The 17332-nt window shown below is 66.1% G+C and carries 20 protein-coding genes; 8 read left to right on the forward strand and 12 right to left on the reverse strand.

Annotated elements, in window-relative coordinates; all coding sequences use genetic code 11:
• Positions 1 to 118: 118 nt before the first annotated feature.
• Entirely contained in the window at positions 119 to 529 is a 411-nt protein-coding gene (locus tag ACYU8W_RS04080; RefSeq protein WP_239700671.1) for a DoxX family protein, read from the reverse strand.
• Positions 530 to 714: 185 nt separating this feature from the next.
• Between ACYU8W_RS04080 and ACYU8W_RS04085 the strand changes: the two genes are divergently transcribed.
• Positions 715 to 1212, forward strand: coding sequence for a VOC family protein (locus ACYU8W_RS04085; RefSeq protein WP_499466852.1), 498 nt, complete (start codon positions 715 to 717; stop codon positions 1210 to 1212).
• Between the two features lie 135 nt (positions 1213 to 1347).
• Here ACYU8W_RS04085 and ACYU8W_RS04090 read toward each other — a convergent pair whose 3' ends face one another.
• Positions 1348 to 2679, reverse strand: a complete 1332-nt coding sequence (locus ACYU8W_RS04090; RefSeq protein WP_499466854.1) for a DUF2786 domain-containing protein — start codon at positions 2677 to 2679, stop codon at positions 1348 to 1350.
• A 269-nt stretch (positions 2680 to 2948) separates the two neighbouring features.
• On the opposite strand from ACYU8W_RS04090, the gene ACYU8W_RS04095 reads away from it, so the two are divergent.
• The gene (locus ACYU8W_RS04095) at positions 2949 to 4010 is read left to right on the forward strand and encodes a glycosyltransferase (RefSeq protein WP_499466856.1); all 1062 of its coding nucleotides are present in this window, start codon (positions 2949 to 2951) and stop codon (positions 4008 to 4010) included.
• A gap of 102 nt (positions 4011 to 4112) precedes the next feature.
• The gene (locus tag ACYU8W_RS04100; protein ID WP_499466858.1) at positions 4113 to 4268 is read left to right on the forward strand and encodes a hypothetical protein; all 156 of its coding nucleotides are present in this window, start codon (positions 4113 to 4115) and stop codon (positions 4266 to 4268) included.
• A gap of 251 nt (positions 4269 to 4519) precedes the next feature.
• Here the strand turns inward: ACYU8W_RS04100 and ACYU8W_RS04105 are convergent, their stop codons facing one another.
• The 3 genes from ACYU8W_RS04105 to ACYU8W_RS04115 form a co-directional block, all read right to left on the reverse strand.
• The gene (locus tag ACYU8W_RS04105) at positions 4520 to 5416 is read right to left on the reverse strand and encodes a GNAT family N-acetyltransferase (protein ID WP_499466860.1); all 897 of its coding nucleotides are present in this window, start codon (positions 5414 to 5416) and stop codon (positions 4520 to 4522) included.
• 353 nt (positions 5417 to 5769) lie between these two features.
• Entirely contained in the window at positions 5770 to 6834 is a 1065-nt protein-coding gene (locus ACYU8W_RS04110; protein WP_499466862.1) for an NAD(P)H-binding protein, read from the reverse strand.
• On the reverse strand, positions 6795 to 7562 hold the full coding sequence (locus ACYU8W_RS04115; RefSeq protein WP_499466864.1) for a CPBP family glutamic-type intramembrane protease: 768 nt from the start codon (positions 7560 to 7562) through the stop codon (positions 6795 to 6797). Before ACYU8W_RS04115 ends, ACYU8W_RS04110 begins: the two co-directional genes overlap by 40 nt.
• Before the next feature lie 71 nt (positions 7563 to 7633).
• Here ACYU8W_RS04115 and ACYU8W_RS04120 point away from each other — a divergent pair, with 71 nt between their 5' ends.
• The 4 genes from ACYU8W_RS04120 (at position 7634) to ACYU8W_RS04135 (ending at position 10175) form a co-directional block, all read left to right on the forward strand.
• Entirely contained in the window at positions 7634 to 8092 is a 459-nt protein-coding gene (locus ACYU8W_RS04120; RefSeq protein ID WP_168990201.1) for an SRPBCC family protein, read from the forward strand.
• A gap of 197 nt (positions 8093 to 8289) precedes the next feature.
• Positions 8290 to 9312 carry an NAD(P)H-binding protein gene (locus ACYU8W_RS04125; RefSeq protein ID WP_499466866.1) on the forward strand — a complete coding sequence of 341 codons (1023 nt, stop codon included), beginning with the start codon at positions 8290 to 8292 and terminating at the stop codon, positions 9310 to 9312.
• A 205-nt stretch (positions 9313 to 9517) separates the two neighbouring features.
• A complete protein-coding gene (locus tag ACYU8W_RS04130; protein WP_239700691.1) occupies positions 9518 to 9745 on the forward strand; it encodes a type II toxin-antitoxin system VapB family antitoxin in 228 nt (75 codons plus the stop codon).
• The gene (locus ACYU8W_RS04135; RefSeq protein ID WP_239700693.1) at positions 9738 to 10175 is read left to right on the forward strand and encodes a TA system VapC family ribonuclease toxin; all 438 of its coding nucleotides are present in this window, start codon (positions 9738 to 9740) and stop codon (positions 10173 to 10175) included. The genes ACYU8W_RS04130 and ACYU8W_RS04135 overlap by 8 nt, the downstream gene beginning before the upstream one ends.
• Positions 10176 to 10267: 92 nt before the next feature.
• On the opposite strand, the gene ACYU8W_RS04140 is transcribed toward ACYU8W_RS04135, so the two are convergent.
• The 3 genes from ACYU8W_RS04140 to ACYU8W_RS04150 form a co-directional block, all read right to left on the reverse strand.
• Positions 10268 to 10969: a type 1 glutamine amidotransferase domain-containing protein gene (locus tag ACYU8W_RS04140; protein WP_499466868.1), complete on the reverse strand. Its 702-nt coding sequence runs from the start codon at positions 10967 to 10969 to the stop codon at positions 10268 to 10270.
• Between the two features lie 77 nt (positions 10970 to 11046).
• The gene (locus ACYU8W_RS04145) at positions 11047 to 11172 is read right to left on the reverse strand and encodes a hypothetical protein (protein WP_499466870.1); all 126 of its coding nucleotides are present in this window, start codon (positions 11170 to 11172) and stop codon (positions 11047 to 11049) included.
• Between the two features lie 17 nt (positions 11173 to 11189).
• Positions 11190 to 11777, reverse strand: a complete 588-nt coding sequence (locus ACYU8W_RS04150; RefSeq protein ID WP_499466872.1) for a flavin reductase family protein — start codon at positions 11775 to 11777, stop codon at positions 11190 to 11192.
• Positions 11778 to 11981: 204 nt separating this feature from the next.
• Here ACYU8W_RS04150 and ACYU8W_RS04155 point away from each other — a divergent pair, with 204 nt between their 5' ends.
• Positions 11982 to 12476, forward strand: a complete 495-nt coding sequence (locus ACYU8W_RS04155; protein WP_499466874.1) for a hypothetical protein — start codon at positions 11982 to 11984, stop codon at positions 12474 to 12476.
• Positions 12477 to 12764: 288 nt separating this feature from the next.
• Here the strand turns inward: ACYU8W_RS04155 and ACYU8W_RS04160 are convergent, their stop codons facing one another.
• From ACYU8W_RS04160 to ACYU8W_RS04175, 4 genes are all read right to left on the reverse strand, one after another.
• Positions 12765 to 13652, reverse strand: coding sequence for an amidohydrolase family protein (locus tag ACYU8W_RS04160; RefSeq protein ID WP_499466876.1), 888 nt, complete (start codon positions 13650 to 13652; stop codon positions 12765 to 12767).
• A gap of 83 nt (positions 13653 to 13735) precedes the next feature.
• Positions 13736 to 15364, reverse strand: a complete 1629-nt coding sequence (locus ACYU8W_RS04165) for a DHA2 family efflux MFS transporter permease subunit (RefSeq protein ID WP_499466878.1) — start codon at positions 15362 to 15364, stop codon at positions 13736 to 13738.
• 114 nt (positions 15365 to 15478) lie between these two features.
• Positions 15479 to 16273 carry an ABC transporter ATP-binding protein gene (locus ACYU8W_RS04170; protein WP_499466879.1) on the reverse strand — a complete coding sequence of 265 codons (795 nt, stop codon included), beginning with the start codon at positions 16271 to 16273 and terminating at the stop codon, positions 15479 to 15481.
• Between the two features lie 40 nt (positions 16274 to 16313).
• Entirely contained in the window at positions 16314 to 17312 is a 999-nt protein-coding gene (locus tag ACYU8W_RS04175; RefSeq protein ID WP_499466881.1) for an ABC transporter substrate-binding protein, read from the reverse strand.
• Positions 17313 to 17332 lie beyond the last annotated feature (20 nt).

Consider the following 17332-nt stretch of genomic DNA (forward strand, 5'->3'; position numbering starts at 1 on the left):
GGTTGCGGCTGGACCAGGCGGATGTCGCGGGTGTGGTTGCGGTACAGCTCGCGGGCGAGTTCTTCGGCGATCTGCCCGTTCGCACCGAGGACGGTCTGCATTGTGATTTCTGCCTGAATCAGCTCGATTTCTGTGAGAACTCAGTCTCCTCGTCACCCTGGTTCGTCGCCCAGAGGGCCCACGCCACCAGCAGCGGCTGGAACGCGAGCCGGACGGCGCGCTCGGTGTCGGTGTCCAGGCCGAAACCGTCCTTCTGCTCCAGGAACTGGCTGATGTTGCCGGGGAACACGGCGACGAAGAACGCTGCGATGATCCTGCCGACCGTCTTCTGGTTCCAACCGGAGATCAGCGCCAGCCCCTGCACGATCTCCACTACGCCGGACGCGAGGACGACGGCGTCCTTGTCGGCGGGGAACCAGTCGGGCACCTGAGCCTGGAACTCCTGGCGGGCGAAAGTGAGGTGACCGGTGCCGGCGAAGGTCAGGAACGAGCCGAGTGCGACGCGGGCGAGAGTACGGCCTGTGGACATGGTGTCTCCATTGCTGAGGCGGTGGCGGGCCCTTCGAACCTAACGCGGCCGGGGCGATTCGACGGTTGCGGGAAGCAGGTTTGTCCAGGGTTGGGGAATCGGTGCAGCGTCGGGCTGTTTGCGCTGTCGGCACGCCTGGTTCGGGTGAGCCACCCGCTCGCTGAGCACTGGCGCGGTGACTCCCTGTGCGAGGGTTGCCGGATGACCGAACCTGGACCCCGATTCCGCGTCCGCCCGCTCGGCGGCACCGCCGGCTGCGTGGGCATGATCCTGTTCTCAATCGTCGCCTCGATCATCCTCACGGTGATCCTCAACCTGCTTGCTCGCTGACGGGAGACCGGTCGATCTTCGAGATCGCCCTCGACACACCGGACCACGAGAAGATCGCCCCCTTCTGGGCAGCCGCCCTCGGTTACGAGGTCGACGGGGACGAGGTCCACGGCCAGGCCGGCATCGGACCCACGCTGTGGTTCCAGCACCGGGAGCCTGACGACGAGCAGCGCTCCCACCTCGACGTCCGGGTGCCGCATGACATCGCTGCACAGCGCATCCAGCAGGTCGTGGATGCCGGTGGCACCGTCGTCCGTGACGGATCGCCGGCGTACGTCGTCCTGCAGGATGTGGACGGCAACAAGGCGTGCATCTGCACAAACCTCGGGCGCGAGGGTTGGTCCGCACCCTGATCAGCCCTGGGCGTCAATTCGGGTCGATGCTCACTCAGACCTTGATGACCTCGAGTGCGCCGAGATCATGCAACGCGTCGAAGTCATCGTCCTGAGTGACCACCGCAAGCCCATTGGCGAATCATGCGCACACCCTCACCCGCGTAATTCGGCGCGGGAGCGCATGTCGGCCTGATCCGCGGCCTGCCGGCCGTGGTGCCAGCCCTCCCGGTCAAACCTCGCCCGCGACCTGGTCTGTACGACCTGAGGGAAGAGCCGTTCGTAGGTGTCGGTGACGTGCTGGTCGCGTTCGACCAGAGCCGGCAGGCGCTCTCCGCGGGCTGCTCCGCCGAACTCCGCTGTTGCAGAACGCTCCTCGACATCGGTGGCTTCCTGCAATCGTTCCCCGATGCGAAAGGCGAACGCGCTGAGGAATGAGGCACGGAACGACCGCGACCGGCGGTGGGCGCCCTGGACCGATCGCTGCCCGGCCGCCGTCATCGTGTTGGTCGCCTGCAGCAGCAGCGAGGTGTAGAGCAACTCGACACCCGACAGGTCGGACGGGAAGCCGACCACCGTGGCGAAACCGAGCTCCTTGCTCCACACGACCTTGCACGAGTTCGCCTCGGCGACCGCGTTGAGCAGTTGCACCTTGGGCTGCTCGTACGGGTTCTCGACGCCGATGCGGGTCGCGCTGGCACCGTCCTTCGGCTGGTCGGTACGCGACGCCGCGAGCATCGCTTCACTGATGCGGTGCCGTGCGATGAGTGAGGCGGCACCGGCGGTGAACGTCTCGGCCTCGGCCTCGTACGGCGTCGACTCCGCCTTCGCCAACAGCATCCGGACGCGGGTGAGGATCCGATCGTCCACCTCGGTCTCTTGCGGATCGATCGACTTCACCCACTCGCCGGGCCGCGGGCCGATGATCTGCACCGGCGGCAGGATCAGGAGCACGTGCAGGCAACGAGCCGCAGCGTCCATGATCGCCAGCCAACTCATGCCGCCCGCGCGATAGGACATGATCGGATCCTGCGGCGACTCGGCGCCCTCACGCAGTTCGGCGATCTGAGCTCGCCAGCCCGGATGGATCGTGTCTCGCGCGTAGCTGCGCAACTGATGCTCGATCACCCGAAGCGTGAAGTCGGCAACCGGTTTGGTCGAGCGCCGAAGCACCATCCGATGGATATCGGCGGGCTGCCAGCCGCTGTCCCACGCCACCTGCAGGCGATCCTCCAGCGCTTGTCGCACCTGGCTGTGCACGGTCGCACGCGTGGCCGGTCGGTCGCACTGGGCCGCCAGCATCACCACGTTGTCGTCGAACCGAGTCAGATCATCGACCTGCAACGCCACGGCCGCATCCTGCAGCAGCAGACGGACGGCGTCCGCCGGGTCGTCGTTGGAGTGCCGGCGGTTGTCGTCGCGCCCGAAAGCGGCTCCTGTGTGGGGCTGCCGCCTTCGGGGCTTCTGCTTGTGGCGCTTCGTGCTCACGTGGTTGTCCTCTCGTCGGCACGATTCTTACCGCGGTCACCGACAACGGATCGAGGTTTTCCACACGACCTGAGATCCGGCCGTCCGGCGAGGTCAGCCTAAGTCCTGGAGATCCTGCCGAACCTGGCTGTTCCGGTCGCGCGAACAGCCCGCCGACCAACCGGGGCGTCGATGAAGTGCTCGCTGGCCGTAGCGTTGTCCCTCGGCTCACCGATCTTCATCCGCCCGACCGGTGCAGCGACGCAGGGCGGGACGGACGATCGGATGCCATGCACATCGCGGTTCTTGCCACGACTCGCAACCCATTGCGTGAACCGTTCGCCGGTGGCCAGGAAGCACAGACGGCGTCGCTCACCGCGGGTCTGCGCGCTCGCGGACACACGGTTCGGCTGTACGCACAGCCCGGCACCGATCCTCGTCTTGCGGACGAGTTGGCCACGTACGCACAGGTTCCCACCATCCGCACACCCGAGGACGAACCGTTGGCCGGGCTCTGGCGGGACGATGCCGCGATGTCCTGGGCGATGGCCGACCTCGTGCGACGACCGGTCGATCTGGTGCACAACCAGAGCCTGCATCACTTCCCGCTGGCGATGAGCCGGGCCATGCCCAGCACGATGGTCACGACGTTGCACTGCCCGCCGTACCCGCTGGCAGAGATCGGTGTCTCGCTCGCCGCGGACGATGCCGTGTACGTCGGTGTCAGTGAGGCGGTTGCGAGCATGTGGCGTCTGCTCCCGATCGAACCGCTGGTGATTCACAACGGTGTGCGGTCGTGTCTGTTCGAATTCGGTTCAGGTGGAGAGCAACTCGTCTGGGTCGGGCGAATCACCCCAGAGAAGGGCACCGACCTCGCGATCCGAGCGGCCCGTACTGCCGGGCTGCTGCTCACGATCGTGGGCCCGATCGCGGACGCAGCCTTTTACCGAGACCACGTCGAGCCGTTGCTCGGCGACGGCGTTCGTCATGCCGGTCACCTGGATCAACGAGCGACCGCCCGGATCGTCGGCTCGAGCCTTGCGATTCTCGTGACTCCACGCTGGGACGAGCCGTTCGGCATGGTCGCCGCCGAGGCGATGATGTCTGGCACCCCGGTGATCGCCATCGGACGAGGCGGTCTGCGCGAAGTCGTCTCCGAGCGGTCGGGGGTGCTGGTGGGTGAGGCAGGAACCGCCACGGCCGATCTCGTCGCGGGACTCGCGGACGCCGTGTCCCGCGTCCGCGATCTCGACCGTGCCGACGTCCGAGCGGACGCGGTCGCCCGATTCGATGAGCAGCGCATGGTCGAGGAGTACTGCGCGTTGTTCGAGTCACTGGCCGCCCGTCGCTGACGCGGTCCACATCTGGTGGTGCGGCTCGCATCTGGCCATCCAGGTCACAACTACTGCTCCAGGGTGTTGCGCGGGCGCGTCGAGCGCAGCAGAGTTGTGCCCATGAGCGAACAAGACCCGAAGGTTCAGCCCGATACCGTCTCCGACCCCGCCAATGACGACGAGGTGGGAAGCGACTGGAGCGGCGAAGGCGGCGCCATGCCGGAAGGCCCTGCCACCGACGAGGACGCGGACGATTCGTCGTCCGACAAGGACTGACGCCCTCGTTCGGGCAACCACATGACTGCTGCCGACCTCCGGTGGTGTTACCAACGACAGCATCCGTGAGGCGTTGGTCGCTCTGATCGTGAGTCCGGCTTCGCCGAGATGCTGCCCTCGTTCGAGGTCAAGGTGTGGATCGGGGTGAGCGCGGGCAGCATGGTGATGTCGCCGCCCATCGGTCAGGCCTTCGTCTCGTGGAAGGACGCTATGACCGAAGGTGTCTCAGAAGGGAATCGGCGACGGTTCGGTTAGTTCATGGGGCGTACGAAGTCGGGAACGGGCGTGCCGGCTTCGAAACCGGCCGACACGTACGTCGCGACTCCGGCTTCGTTCGACGCCGGCGTGGCGACCAGTGCACTCGAGGCACCCATCTCGCGCAGTGCTGCCGCACCGGCCACAGTGATCGCTCGTCCGTGACCGCGTCCGCGATGGTCGCGATGCACGCCCATCGGCTCGATGACACCCGGCCGTCCGGGGCCCGCCGACCACACCGTGATGGCAGCGACGGCAGCACCGTTCTCGTCGTACCCGACCAGGCATCGCGCGTTCGCGTACGCCGGGCCCTGCGCCATGGTGTGCCACCGTTCGACGGTGAAGGTGGAGTTCTCGAACGCAGCGGTCTCAACCTCGACCCGGTCGTCCGGCTTGCCCGGTTCGACAGTTTCGATGCGCAATCCGCACGGCGCCACCTCCCGCGACAGGGCCCGGCGAAGGGGCGTCCACGGCTCGTCCGCTATCCAACCCTGTGCCGTCAGTTCTGCTCGGAACGCGTCACCGAAGCGAGCTTCGATGATGCTGATTCCGCCGGGCAGTCCGATCCGCTGCGGAGCGGGCAGGTCGTGCACCAGCGCACGAGCCAGTCGTTCGTCGACTGCGAAGTCGGGAGCCATCGCCATGCGGGCAACGGCTGCTTCACCTTCGGGCACGTCCGTATCCACGAAGGCGACGGCGGCGGGAGTGCTGTCGATGCTCCAGACCCGCATCGACCGTGCGACCTGCTCCGCACCGAAACGCCACTGCCAACCCAGGTCTGCCGGGTGCAACTGGACAGGAAGCCCGTCGTGTTGCCAGGACGCCAGCGCGTGGAGCAGGTCCGGCAGTTCGCTGACGGTCGGCTCGTGGAGCGCCGGATAGTTGCTGGTCATGTCTCGATGCAACCGCATCCCTCTTTCGGGCGCATCCGATTTTCGGGTCGCTTCTGTGGGCCGGAGCCATGGTGAGGCAATGAGCGACGAAGCGCTGCGGAAGCTGTTGGAGATCCCCGGCAATCGGGGAGTGCTGTCGACGATCAAGCGTGGCGGGCGTCCACAGCTTCCCTGGCACCGACGGCTTGGACGGTATCGGCCCAGTAATCGCGGATGTACTGCTCGCTCTGGATGCCCAACTGACCCACTCCGATGTGTGCGACGTCGGCGCTGTGACCGGCAAGGGACGACGGGACGAATTCGGCGCGATCTTTCCCAGACCCACCTTCAGCAAGCCGGGACGGGAGAAGCGGTCAGCGCGTCGTCAGGCGAATCAAACCTCGAGTCAACCCTCGGACCATCCCGTCCGAAGACGCCGTCCATACTGCGTCGTGGGGCATACGCTGCATCGGATCTCGCTGGTCACAAACGGAATCGGGTTCGACGATCGCCCTCTGCAGTGACTCCCGTAGGGGCATGAGTTGCCATCCGGGGGGCAGTAGGTCGGTCACGAAGTCGTCATCGGCGCAGACCATGTCGTGGGAGAGGCTGTCGATGAGCGCTTCGACCGTCGAGCCCGGCGCGCCGACGAGCGCGCCTGCGAGGTCGGCGACGAGCGGCTCGGGCAGGAACGGCACGAACACGCGCGGACGTCGACGCAGGCCGGCGGCTCGGCCGAACTCCCACAGCAACATGCCGTATCCGATCGCGGTGGGTCCGCCGATGTCGTACCAGCGGGAGGGCACGCGCGGATCCAGTGCGCCGACCAGGGCTTCGAGCGCGTCGACAACAGAGATCGGCTGGAGGCGAGAGTTCATCCACGTCGGAAGTGGTTGTGCTGGAAGGCGATTGCTCAACTGGCGCATGATCTCCAGTGAGGTGGATCCACCGCCGATCACCATTGCTGCGCGCAGCGTCACCGTCGAGGGTGCACGAGTGGTGAGCACCTGCTCGACCTCGAGTCGCGACCGAAGGTGGGGCGACAGTTCGGACGCCGGGAGCATGGGCACCAGACCCGACAGATAGATCACTCGCTCCACACCCGCGCGGGTTGCTGCTTCCGCGAATGTTTCCGCAGCCAGGCGATCGAGCCGTTCGAAATCACGATCAGCCAGTCCGTGGATCAAGTAGTACGCCGTCGCCACACCCTCCACTGCTGCGTCGACGGAAGCCGAGTCGAAAACGTCCATCTGCACGGTCTCGACCCGCGGATCCTCGTGCCACCACAGCGAATTCGCGCGCGAGACGTTGGTGAAGGTGGCGCGGACCCGATGTCCGTCGGCCAGCAGCCGTGGTACCAGACGACTACCGATGTAGCCGCCTGCTCCGGTGACCAGGATCATCGGCCCGACCGGCGGCTCATCAGCAGTTCGCCCCATGCGGCCGCCCGCTCGGTCAGCTTCGGCAGGATCACCAGCATCCCGGTCGACCAGGTGCCGTGGACGATGATCGGGGACAGCACGCCACCGGTCACGCGCCGTGAAACACCGGTGAGTCCACCCAGCAGCACGGACGCGAACACCAGCATCGGGTTGCCCGTCGCCAGGGTGGTCGTGCCGTACACGACGGTCGTCACCGCAACCTGATGCGGTTGCGGGGTGGCTGCGTACAACGCGCCTCGGAAGAAGAGTTCTTCGGCGGCGCCCGTTGCGATGGTCAGCGGCACCACGATGCGTAGGTCGCCGACCCGCGCGTGCTGCACGACGCTCTCGATCTCCTTGCGCAGCAGAGGGATCTGCACGACGACCATGCCACCGAGAGTAAAGACCGCCACCGCTGCCGACCCGATCGCCAATGGTCGCACGATCGGCCGCACCGGTCCGCGCGAGGAGTTGGAGTGCCCAACATGCAGCGGTCCGGACGCCAACGCGCCGGCGGTCCAGACACCGGCCAGCGCCACGGTCCACAACTGGAAGGAACGGCTGCCGGGTGGCTGGCGCAGCGCCGTCCGCAACACCGGCGCGCCGACGACAAGCGTGCCGAGCGAGACAAGCTGGCGGCGGCGGAATTCGGCGGGTGTCTGCCAGTGATCGCGGTCCACCGGGCGTAGCCACGGCAGCTGTTTCAAGCGCCCCGCGATCTCGGTCAGGCGTGACGAATGACGCATCTGCTGCAAACTCCTCTGGGTGGTCGGTAGCTCCTAGTGTGGAACACCCACCGTCCCGAAGGGCTTCCGCCGTGAATTCATTCTCCGCACGCAATGTCTCCGAGGAGACCGTGCCGTACGACGTCGACGCTCTGTGGGAGGTGCTGACCGACGCGAAGACCCTGCAGAAGCTGACCCCGCTGGTGCACCGGATCACCCCGGACGGCGACCGCTGGCTGTGGGAGATGACCTCTGTCCCGGTGTTGAACCAGAAGTTCAAGCCGGTCTTCACCGCGCTCATGGACTTCGATCCCAAGAAAGGGATCTCCTACTCCCACGACCCCGCGCGAAGCGACGAGCTCGTTGCGGTCGACGGCATCTACACCCTCACGCCCGTCGACGGCGGTACGCACCTGAGCATCGACATCGACATCACCGCACGGATGCCCTTCCCCAAGATCATGGGTCCGGCGGTCCGCACCGCGATGACCGTCGTGATGACCCAGATGGGCAATGGTTTCGCACGCAACCTGGACAAGCACCTGCGCTGACCCTTGGCGGGTGCCGGTGTCCCCTACGGTGACGGATGGGTGCCGCGGCACCCTCGGACGGCATCCGGTGACAGCGGTGCCGCTCGATCGGCCGGTGACAGGCCGAGCAGCGTCCTCCCCGCCCGGACGCGGCGCCGCGTCGCGATGCGTCGTGCCTGGACCCCGCGGCACGACCCGAACCGAGAGGAAGACGAACGATGAAGATTCTTGTGACCGGCGCGACCGGGTACGTGGGTGGGCGACTGGTGCCCGAACTGCTGAAGGCGGGCCACGATGTCCGCACCACCAAGACGGCGAACGAGGACGTCCACCCGTGGTGGAGCGATCAGGTCGAGACCGTCGAGATGGATGTGCTCGATCAGAGCGACGTGGAAAACGCGATCGTCGGCGTCGACGCCATCTACTACCTGATCCACGGGATGGGTGGCGACGACTTCGCCGACAACGACCGCAAGGCTGCCGAACTCGTCCGCGGCGCAATCGAATTGCACGGTGTGCAGCGGGTCGTCTACCTGTCCGGGATCGTCCCCGACGTTCCCGAGAGTGAACTGTCCGAGCACATCACCTCGCGCCTCGAAGTGGAACGAATCCTGACCGCCAGTCCGGCGACCGTGATCACGTTGCGAGCTGCCGTGCTGCTGGGCAGCGCGTCGACGTCGTTCGAGATCATCCGGCAGGTCAGCGAACGGATGCCGCTGCAGACGGTTCCGGAATGGATGAACTCCGACGTGCAGCCGATTGCGGTCGTCGACGCGATCCAGGCGTTGGTGGGTGCGCTCACGATCGACGGCCCCTCGCGTCACTTCGACGTCGGCGGGCCCGAGTCGATGCCGTACGCCGATCTGCTCGACCTCTACGCCGACGTCGCCGATCTCAAGCGACCGCAGGTCACCGTGCCGCTCCTGCCGACCGGACTGGTGGGGTCACTCGTTGCCACATTGATCGACGTGCCGAAACCGACCGTCGAAGCGCTGGTCGAGAGCCTGCACCACGACATGGTTTGTGGCGACGGCGGGCCGGGGGTCCGCGAACTGCTGCCGGAAGGGCACCGCTTGATACCGATGCGTGAGGCGATCCAGCGTTCGCTGGCCGAGCGCACGGCGGAGCCGAAGGACGCCGACCCGATGGGTCCGCTTCCGCACGACCCGCCGTGGGCGCAGGGCGGCGAGGACAAGTCGTTGCTCGATCGGGTGAAGGACGTTCTTCCCGGCGGCCACTGAGGTTGCAGCCTCGTCACTCCCGAATGCGTTGACCGCAACCCGGACGAACAGCCGGCCGGGGGATGGGCGCATATTTGCTTTTCCACGTGGCCGCGCGGATCATCCGGGCGGCCACGTGGCTGCTTTGCGGTCCGGTCGTTGCCCGGACTGGCGTCACCTTATTTGTAATCTTTGAAGTGTGATGCTCTGATGCTACGATGTGGTGATGCGGACCACACTGGAGATCGACGACGATGTGCTGGCTGCAGCGCGCTCCCTGGCTCGCAGTCGAGGTATCTCGATCGGTGCGGCGGTGTCCCAGCTGGCCCAGCGCGGTCTGAGCGCCGGCATCCCGTCGAGCGTCGATTTCTCCTACAGTCCATTCCCGATCATGGTGGGTTCATCGGACGTCATCGTCACCGACGAGTTGGTCGCAGAGTTGCGCGATGAGTGATGATCGCCCGGTCCTGTTCGATGTCAACGCGCTGGTCGCTCTGGCGCTGACGACCCACCAGCACCACCGCAGTGCGCACACCTTCCTGGCGTCCGTCCGGACATGGGCCACCTGCCCGGTCACCGAATCGGGACTGATCCGGATGCTGTTGAATCCGGTCATCACCGGTTCACAGCGCGAAGTAACCGAGGTCTGGCCAATCCTTCGCGGCATGCGATCGGATCCGCGCTGGAACTTCCTGCCCGACGACTCCACCCTCGTCGAAGCGGTGGTGAGTCCGGTGGTCCTCATGGGACATCGTCAGGTGACCGATCTGCACTTGGTGAACCTCGCGGCGAGCCGTGGAACGGTGCTGGCGACGTTCGACAGCGCCATTCACACCTGGCTCGCCCCGAAGGATCGCCCCCATGTGGTCACGATTCCCGCCTGAAGGACGTCACTGCGCCATGGTTGAACACTCGGCCCGTACGGCAGAGCGGCCACGTGGATGTTCCACGCGGCCGCCCCGGTACTCGAACGCGATCAGCTCACGTCGGCGATGATGCGGTCGGCGAGGTCCTCGGACGACTGCGGGTTCTGGCCGGTGTAGACGTTCCGGTCGACGACGACGTGCGGACGCATCGGCAGCTTGGCCTTCTCGTACTGCACGCCGGCTTCCTCCAGCTTGTCCTGCAACAGCCACTTCGCCTTCTTGGCGAGACCGTTGAGCGTCTCCTCGGCGTTCGACAGGCCGGTCATCTTGTAACCGGCGAACGGCGAGGTGCCGTCGGCGTTCTGAGCGGCGAGGATCGCGGCCGGCGCGTGGCACAACAGGGCCAGCGGACGGCCTGACTCCAGACGCTTCCGGATGATCGCGCCGGACACCTCGTCGTACGCGAGGTCCTCCATCGGGGCGTGGCCACCGGGGTAGAAGACCACGTCGAACGCGTCCGGGTCGACGTTCGAGAGGTTCTCCGGCGCGTCGAGAACCGGTGCGAGACGGGCGAGTTCGTCCTTCAGCGTGCCGATCTTGTTGGGCAGCAGCCCGCCCTTGACGCTCAGGCTGGTCTGGTCGACGGTCGGCTTCTTCCCGCCGGGCGTCGCGACGACGACGTCCCAGCCGGCCTCCTTGAACTTGTTGTAGGGCGCCAGGAACTCCTCGGCCCAGAAGCCGGTCGGGTGCTTGCTGCCGTCCTCGAGCGTCCAGTGGTCGGCGGCGGACAGAATCATCAGTACGGAGGTCATCGAGATTCCCTTCAGGTAATTGGGCAACCCACTAAGTATCTACTCGTTCGTCCGGCAGGACGGGCTGCGGGCGCAGCTCATGTTCCGGGGAAGGCCCGGCCCGGTGCGCTGGACGACATGAGAACCGCGCCGTCCGCACCGTCACGGATCTCCACCTTCGCGATACCGGACGCCTTGGTCGCCACCCGACCGACCGGCCGCATGACCCGGTCACGCTTGACTACTCGGGACGGCGCAGCGTGACCGTCTCGCCGTAGGTGACGTAGCGGGACCCGCTCAGGCGAGCCACCGGATCGAGGTTCCACTCGCACGGACGGTCGTTGTCCAAGACGTCCTCATCGACCCAGGCGCACACCACGCGTCCGAGCACGATGAACGAGTCTCCGACGGGAATCACCTTGTGCAGCAGGCATTCCAGTGCAGATGGCGATGCGGCGACCCGAGGTGGACGCACCTGCTGCGAGGGGGTCTTTGTGAGACCGGCCAGTTCGAACTCGTCGACGTGCGGCGGGGCGGACTCGGCGGTGGCGTTCATGGGCTCCAGTAACCGCCGGGGCACGAAGTTGACCACGAACTCACCAGTCGCCTCGATGTTGTTGAGTGAGTCCTTTCGACCCACCGAGGTGAACTGAACGATCGGAGGATTGCCGGACGCGACGGTGAAGAACGAGTGCGGCGCAAGGTTGGGTCGGCCCTCGGCGTCCACACTGCTGACCCATGCGATCGGCCGGGGGATCACCAACCCCGTGAGTAAGCGATACGGCGCGGGAGCCGGAAGGTCATCCATCCGGAATGCACGTTGATTCACGGATCGACCCTATGGCTGTCCGTGACCGTTTGGAGTAGGTGGAGCTCTTCATCCACGTTTCATCCAGCTCTCATGCAGGGTCCATAGCGTTTCGGACAATCGGCGCCGGCAGAGGAATAAAGGAAAGCGGTCAGGTCCACGGGCTTGATCCTGCCAACTGTCGCGGCGCGGGAACGGGACCCCGGACGTCGGCGTCCACACGGCATGACCACTTCTCGCAGGGCTCTGCTGCGCGCCTCGAGCGCCGTACTTCTGCTGCCGATCGCACTCGCCGGGTGCCAGGACGACGGACTGGACCGGCTGGGTGGGGAAGCCCCGTCGGACGATGAGGTCACGCTGAAGGTCTCAGTGAGCGACTGGAGCGGGTGGACCTCGCCGCCGCCGGGCTACAAAGCGCCGGTGAAGGTCACGACCGACGCGTACCGTTCGGGTGACATCTTCAGGGTGATGGCGATGGGAGAGGTGGTGACCTTCACGGTGGAGGTGCGCGAGCGCTCCGTCCATCTGAAGAGCACCGGGTCGTTCTACCAGGACGGCGACGGAATGGGCGACGCCAAGGAGAACTTCCGGTTGCGTCGCGGCGGACGTATCGAACTGGCCACCCCGACCATGGACGCCGGAACGAACGTCACGATCGAAGATCTCGGCGCAGGGGCGCAGCCCGCGACGAGTGCGTCGAGCAGCACGTCAACCGGTTGACGAAAGGATCAGCGAGACAAAGCGGGGCTGAGTTCGCCTGCGAGACCGACGAATTGGTGCCCACCAGAGGTGTACTCGTGAACGCTCGCGGCGGGCAACCGGACGGAGTTGAGCACCAGGTGCGCGAACGGGACGACCTCGCCGTCCCCTCAGTGGTGCAACGGCAGCCGCACCTCGGACGATGGGATCAGGTACTCGGTGACATCCAAGCCGTCCGCGCTCCAGTCGGGCATCGCCCACAACGCGACCCGGGGCGAGGGCATGACGGCGATTGGCCTGAGTCTTTGTTCAGGCACCCATCAGACGATGACCGTTGTGCCACAGCACTTTCCGCATCCACTCATCACCAAGGTCCAGGCGGGCCAGGGCCTCGATCTGGTGGGCGTAGGCGTAGGGGATGTTCGGGAAGTCGGTGCCGAGCACCACCTTGTCGCTCAGCGAACCAAGCCGGTCGACGTAGCCGTCCGGCAGCGGAGCGAGGCGTTCGGTGAAATCGGTCGCCACCATCGTCGTGTCCAGATGGACCCGTTCGTACTGCTGCGCCAGGTCGGCGAACGCGTCGTACTCGGGCATCCCCAGATGGGCGATCACCAACGGCAACCGCGGGTGGCGTTCGAGCAACCGGCGCACCGGCTCCGGACCGGTGAACTCACCCGCCAACGGACCCGACCCCGCATGGATCACGACCGGCGTTCCCGCCTCGTCGATCAGCGGCCACACATCGTCGAGCAGCGGGTCCTCGGGCGTGAAAGCACTCACCGAAACGTGCACCTTCCACAGCCTGACGCCGGCGTCCATCGCCTGCCGGACGTACGCGGCCGCGCCTGGCTCGGGGTAGAAGGTCGCGCTGTGCACCGCGCCGTCCACCCGTCCGGCGAACTCGCGGTTCCACTCGTTCAGCCATGTGGCCATACCGGGCTTGTGCGCGTAGTTCAGGCTGGGGATGTACCGGACGCCGAGCGTCCTCAGCTGCTCGATGCGCTCGTCCTCGGGCAGCCGGTAGGTGATCGGCCAGGGCGTCCCGTAGTTCGTGTCGGCGTGATCGAAGTAGTTCCACACCTTGTCCAGCACCGCGTCCGGCATGAAGTGGACGTGGATGTCGGTGAGGCCGGGGATACCCAGGCGAGACAGGTACCCGGGCACCTCGGCGTCGGTGCGCGGTCCGGGTGTGGTCATGGCCCCATTCTGCTCAGCGGGGCCGGGAAAGCGAAGCGGGCCCGGGAAAGACCCGGACCCGCTTCGTTGAATGATCGCAGCGATCAGTGGATCAAGACCGGCGGCGCGGTGCCGTCGGCGTCGTCCGCGAAGTGCGACTCCTCGTGCTTGCGCGGCATCATCAGCGCCGGGATCAGCGTGAGCGACACCAGGATCGCAGCCACCAGGAAGGTGCTGCCGAAGACCTTGCCCATCGCGTCCGACACTGCGGACATGAGCTTGGCCTGAGCGGCGGCCGGGTTGGAGCCGGCGGACGCGACGATCTCGGCGACGGCCGGGAACTTAGACAGGGTCGCCTGGATGAGGGCTGGGTCCTTGGTGCCCTTGGTCGCTTCTTGGAAGCCCTGGGCCTGTGAGACGAGCTTGTCGTTCTTCAGGCCGTTGGTGAGGACGACCGACATGATCGCGACACCGACGGACGAGGCGATCTGCTGGGTGATGTTCAGCAGCGTCGAACCACGGGCCACCTGGTGGTGAGTCAGCGTCTTGATCGCCGAGGTCATGATCGGCATCATCGTCGCGCCCATGCCCAGACCCATGACGAACAGCACCGGGATGATGTAGCCCCAGTACGAGGTGTCGCCGTCGACCTGGGTCATGGCGAACATGCCGCCGATGATCGCCAGCAGACCGAACGGCACGATGCGTCCGACCGGGATCTTGTCGGCGAGCGCACCGGCGATCGGCATGGTCAGCATGGCGCCGATGCCCTGCGGGGCGACCAGCAGACCGGCGTCGAACGGCGACTCGCCGCGCACCTGCTGGAAGTAGGTCGGCACCAGCAGCAGGCCACCGAAGAACGCGGCCGCGAAGATGAACATCGTGATGGTCGCGACGGTCAACTGACGGTTGGCAAACAGGCGCAGGTCAAGCAGCGGGTGCTCGGGCTTGAAGCTGTAGAGCACGAACGCGATGAGCAGCAGCAGACCCACGGTGCCGAAGCCGATGACCTTGGCCGAGAAGAACGTGCCTTCCTCCGGGATCGAGGAGATGCCGTACAGGAAGAGCGCGAGACCCGGGCTCATCAGCAGCATGCCGACGAAGTCGAAGGACTCGGTGGGCTCGGGGGAATCGGACGGCAGGGCCCACCACGCGTACACCAGTGCGGCGATGCCGAGCGGCAGGTTGATCAGGAAGATCCAGTGCCAGCTGTAGTGCTCGATCAGCCAACCGCCCAGGATCGGGCCGAGGATCGGACCGAGCAGCATCGGCACACCGAGGATCGCCATCAGGCGGCCCATGCGCTTCGGGCCGGCGGCCTTGGTCATGATCGTCATGCCGAGCGGCATGAGCAGACCGCCGCCCAGGCCCTGAAGCACGCGGAACAGGATCAGCATGTTGATGCTGTTCGCCATCGCGCACAGCACGGAGCCGGCGGTGAACAGCGCCACCGCGAGCAGGTAGAGACGCTTGGTGCCGAAGCGGTCGGCGGCCCAACCGGTCAACGGGATGACGGTGGCCAGGGCGAGCGTGTAGGCGGTGACCGTCCACGCGACCGTGGCGTACGGCAGCGGGTTGTCGGCGCCGGTGAAGGTGGTCTGCAGATCAGGGAGAGCGACGTTCACGACGGTGATGTCGAGGATCGACATGATGGCGCCGAGGACGACGACACCTGCGATCTTCAGGACGGCACCGTCGATCTTGTCCGGGTATTCCGGAGCAACCGAAGACATGAGTTCCTCATCGTTCGAGGGTGGCAGGGGCGTCTGCGAGACGCGCAGAGCCCGCGCAACAGTACTGCTGCCCAGCACGTTGCGGAAACCGATGTTTGCTCGGGGTGACCTATTTCATCCGTGGTTCGCCGCAAGGCTGAACCGAGGAGCGAACAGGAACTGCGGGATGCCGTCGTCGACCACGATCGTGGCACGCACCCCATAGACGTCCTTGATCAACTCGGTGGTCAGGACGTCCTCGGGCGTTCCGGACGCGACCACGTGCCCGGACTGCAACACCACCAGATCGTCGCAGTAACGAGCGGCCAGGTTGAGGTCGTGCAGCACGACGACTGCCGTCTGGCTGAGCTCGGTCAGTTGCAGGATCTCGTGTTGGAAGTGGATGTCGAGATGGTTGGTCGGTTCGTCCATCAGGAGGTAGCGCGGCTGTTGGGTGAGCGCCCGCGCGACCATCACCCGTTGCCGTTCGCCGCCCGACAACTCGCTGAGGTCGCGGTCGACCAGGTGTGCTGCGCCGACGCGGCGCAGGGCGTCCAGCGCGATCGCGTGGTCGCTGTCGCTGTACCGGCCCAGCGCGGAATGATGCGGCAGCCGTCCCAGCAGCACCACCTCGGCGACGCTCAGTGCCGTGTCGCCCGAATCATCCTGCACGACAACGGCCATCGACCTCGCGAGTTCGGTTCGGTCGAACTGCGCGAGCGGCCGATCGCCGATCAGCACCTCACCCTCCGCCGGCCGCAGCGCGCCGAAGAGCAACCGCAACAGCGTGGTCTTGCCGCTGCCGTTCGGGCCGACGAGACCGGTCACCCGCCCCTCGCGGGCGACCATGTCCACCCCGTGCAGGACGTCGGTTCGTCCGTAACCCAAGCGCACCCCGCGCACGTGCAGTCCGCCCACCGCAGCACTCATCGCGTACTCACCGCGTACTCATCGCGTACTCATCGCGTACTCATCGCACGGTGGGAAAGGCGTTCACGATCTTCTTCAGTCCGGTGATCGCAAGCGGCGACGGCGGCTCGGTGAAGTTGAACAACTGGACGTGGATGCGCTTGTTCTGCACCGCTGCCAACCGTCCGGCACCGGGCAGCGAGGTCACTGCCCGTTCGATCTCCTGCGGTTTGCCCTCGTTGTGCAGCAGCACGATCACGTCGGGGTTCTTGGCGAGCAACTGTTCCGGGGAGATCTCGAAGACGCGTTCGGCGACACCCGCGAACACGTTCTTGAAACCGGCGGCGGCAAGCTGCGGATCGGCCATCGAGCGGTTGCCGTAGGCGTATGTGGTGCCGCCGCCGGGTGTCGGGTACAGCACGGCTGCGGTTGCCCCCTTGCGGTCGGGCACGTTCGACGTGATCTTGCTGAGTTCCCCGCGCATCGAGGTGACCGCGCGAGTGGCCTGCTGCTGCTTGCCGAAGACCTTGCCGTACGTCTGCAGTTCGGCGTACACATCGTCGAAGGTCGGTGGCTTGCTCGCACCTTCGCACAGGGCCGGGACCTCCAACACCGGCACCTTCGTCGAGGCGAGTGTCTTCGGGTTCACGGTGTCGGTGTGGCCCAGGACGAGGTCGGGTGACCGCGCGAGCACGGTCTCCTTGGAGATCTGCAGGTGGCCGGAGGAGTCGATCTTGTCCGTCAGCGAAGGGATGCGCTCGAGTGCAGCGTTCGTGTCTGCGTTGTAATAGGCCTTCGGGTAGACACCGGCCTTGGCGGTGATGCGGTCGAGGGCGCCGATGGCGTCGAGGTAGGGCACGGACGCCGACTTCAGCAGCAGGCCACGCTCGGGCGGCGCGTCGAACTTCTGATCGGTGCCGCAGTTCGACACCGTGACGGGATAGCCGGCGCGGCTCTCCTGCTTGGTGGGCTCCGGTGAGCCGCACGCGGCGGTCATGGTGAGCGCGGCAGTGCAGACGACGGCGGGCATCAGCGAACGGCGGCTGGGTGGGAGATGCATTTCCTCTCGCTTCTGTCGGG

The sequence above is a fragment of the Yimella radicis genome (assembly GCF_054778255.1).

Coding starts and splice junctions, on each gene's coding strand:
- ACYU8W_RS04080 (WP_239700671.1), bottom strand. CDS start 529: ATGTCCACAGGCCGTACTCTCGCCCGCGTCGCACTCGGCTCGTTCCTG.
- ACYU8W_RS04135 (WP_239700693.1), top strand. CDS start 9,738: ATGAGTGATGATCGCCCGGTCCTGTTCGATGTCAACGCGCTGGTCGCT.
- ACYU8W_RS04140 (WP_499466868.1), bottom strand. CDS start 10,969: ATGACCTCCGTACTGATGATTCTGTCCGCCGCCGACCACTGGACGCTC.
- ACYU8W_RS04115 (WP_499466864.1), bottom strand. CDS start 7,562: ATGCGTCATTCGTCACGCCTGACCGAGATCGCGGGGCGCTTGAAACAG.
- ACYU8W_RS04145 (WP_499466870.1), bottom strand. CDS start 11,172: ATGCGGCCGGTCGGTCGGGTGGCGACCAAGGCGTCCGGTATCGCGAAG.
- ACYU8W_RS04100 (WP_499466858.1), top strand. CDS start 4,113: ATGAGCGAACAAGACCCGAAGGTTCAGCCCGATACCGTCTCCGACCCC.
- ACYU8W_RS04130 (WP_239700691.1), top strand. CDS start 9,518: ATGCGGACCACACTGGAGATCGACGACGATGTGCTGGCTGCAGCGCGC.
- ACYU8W_RS04165 (WP_499466878.1), bottom strand. CDS start 15,364: ATGTCTTCGGTTGCTCCGGAATACCCGGACAAGATCGACGGTGCCGTC.
- ACYU8W_RS04110 (WP_499466862.1), bottom strand. CDS start 6,834: ATGGGGCGAACTGCTGATGAGCCGCCGGTCGGGCCGATGATCCTGGTC.
- ACYU8W_RS04170 (WP_499466879.1), bottom strand. CDS start 16,273: ATGAGTGCTGCGGTGGGCGGACTGCACGTGCGCGGGGTGCGCTTGGGT.
- ACYU8W_RS04125 (WP_499466866.1), top strand. CDS start 8,290: ATGAAGATTCTTGTGACCGGCGCGACCGGGTACGTGGGTGGGCGACTG.
- ACYU8W_RS04105 (WP_499466860.1), bottom strand. CDS start 5,416: ATGACCAGCAACTATCCGGCGCTCCACGAGCCGACCGTCAGCGAACTG.
- ACYU8W_RS04160 (WP_499466876.1), bottom strand. CDS start 13,652: ATGACCACACCCGGACCGCGCACCGACGCCGAGGTGCCCGGGTACCTG.
- ACYU8W_RS04155 (WP_499466874.1), top strand. CDS start 11,982: ATGACCACTTCTCGCAGGGCTCTGCTGCGCGCCTCGAGCGCCGTACTT.
- ACYU8W_RS04095 (WP_499466856.1), top strand. CDS start 2,949: ATGCACATCGCGGTTCTTGCCACGACTCGCAACCCATTGCGTGAACCG.
- ACYU8W_RS04175 (WP_499466881.1), bottom strand. CDS start 17,312: ATGCATCTCCCACCCAGCCGCCGTTCGCTGATGCCCGCCGTCGTCTGC.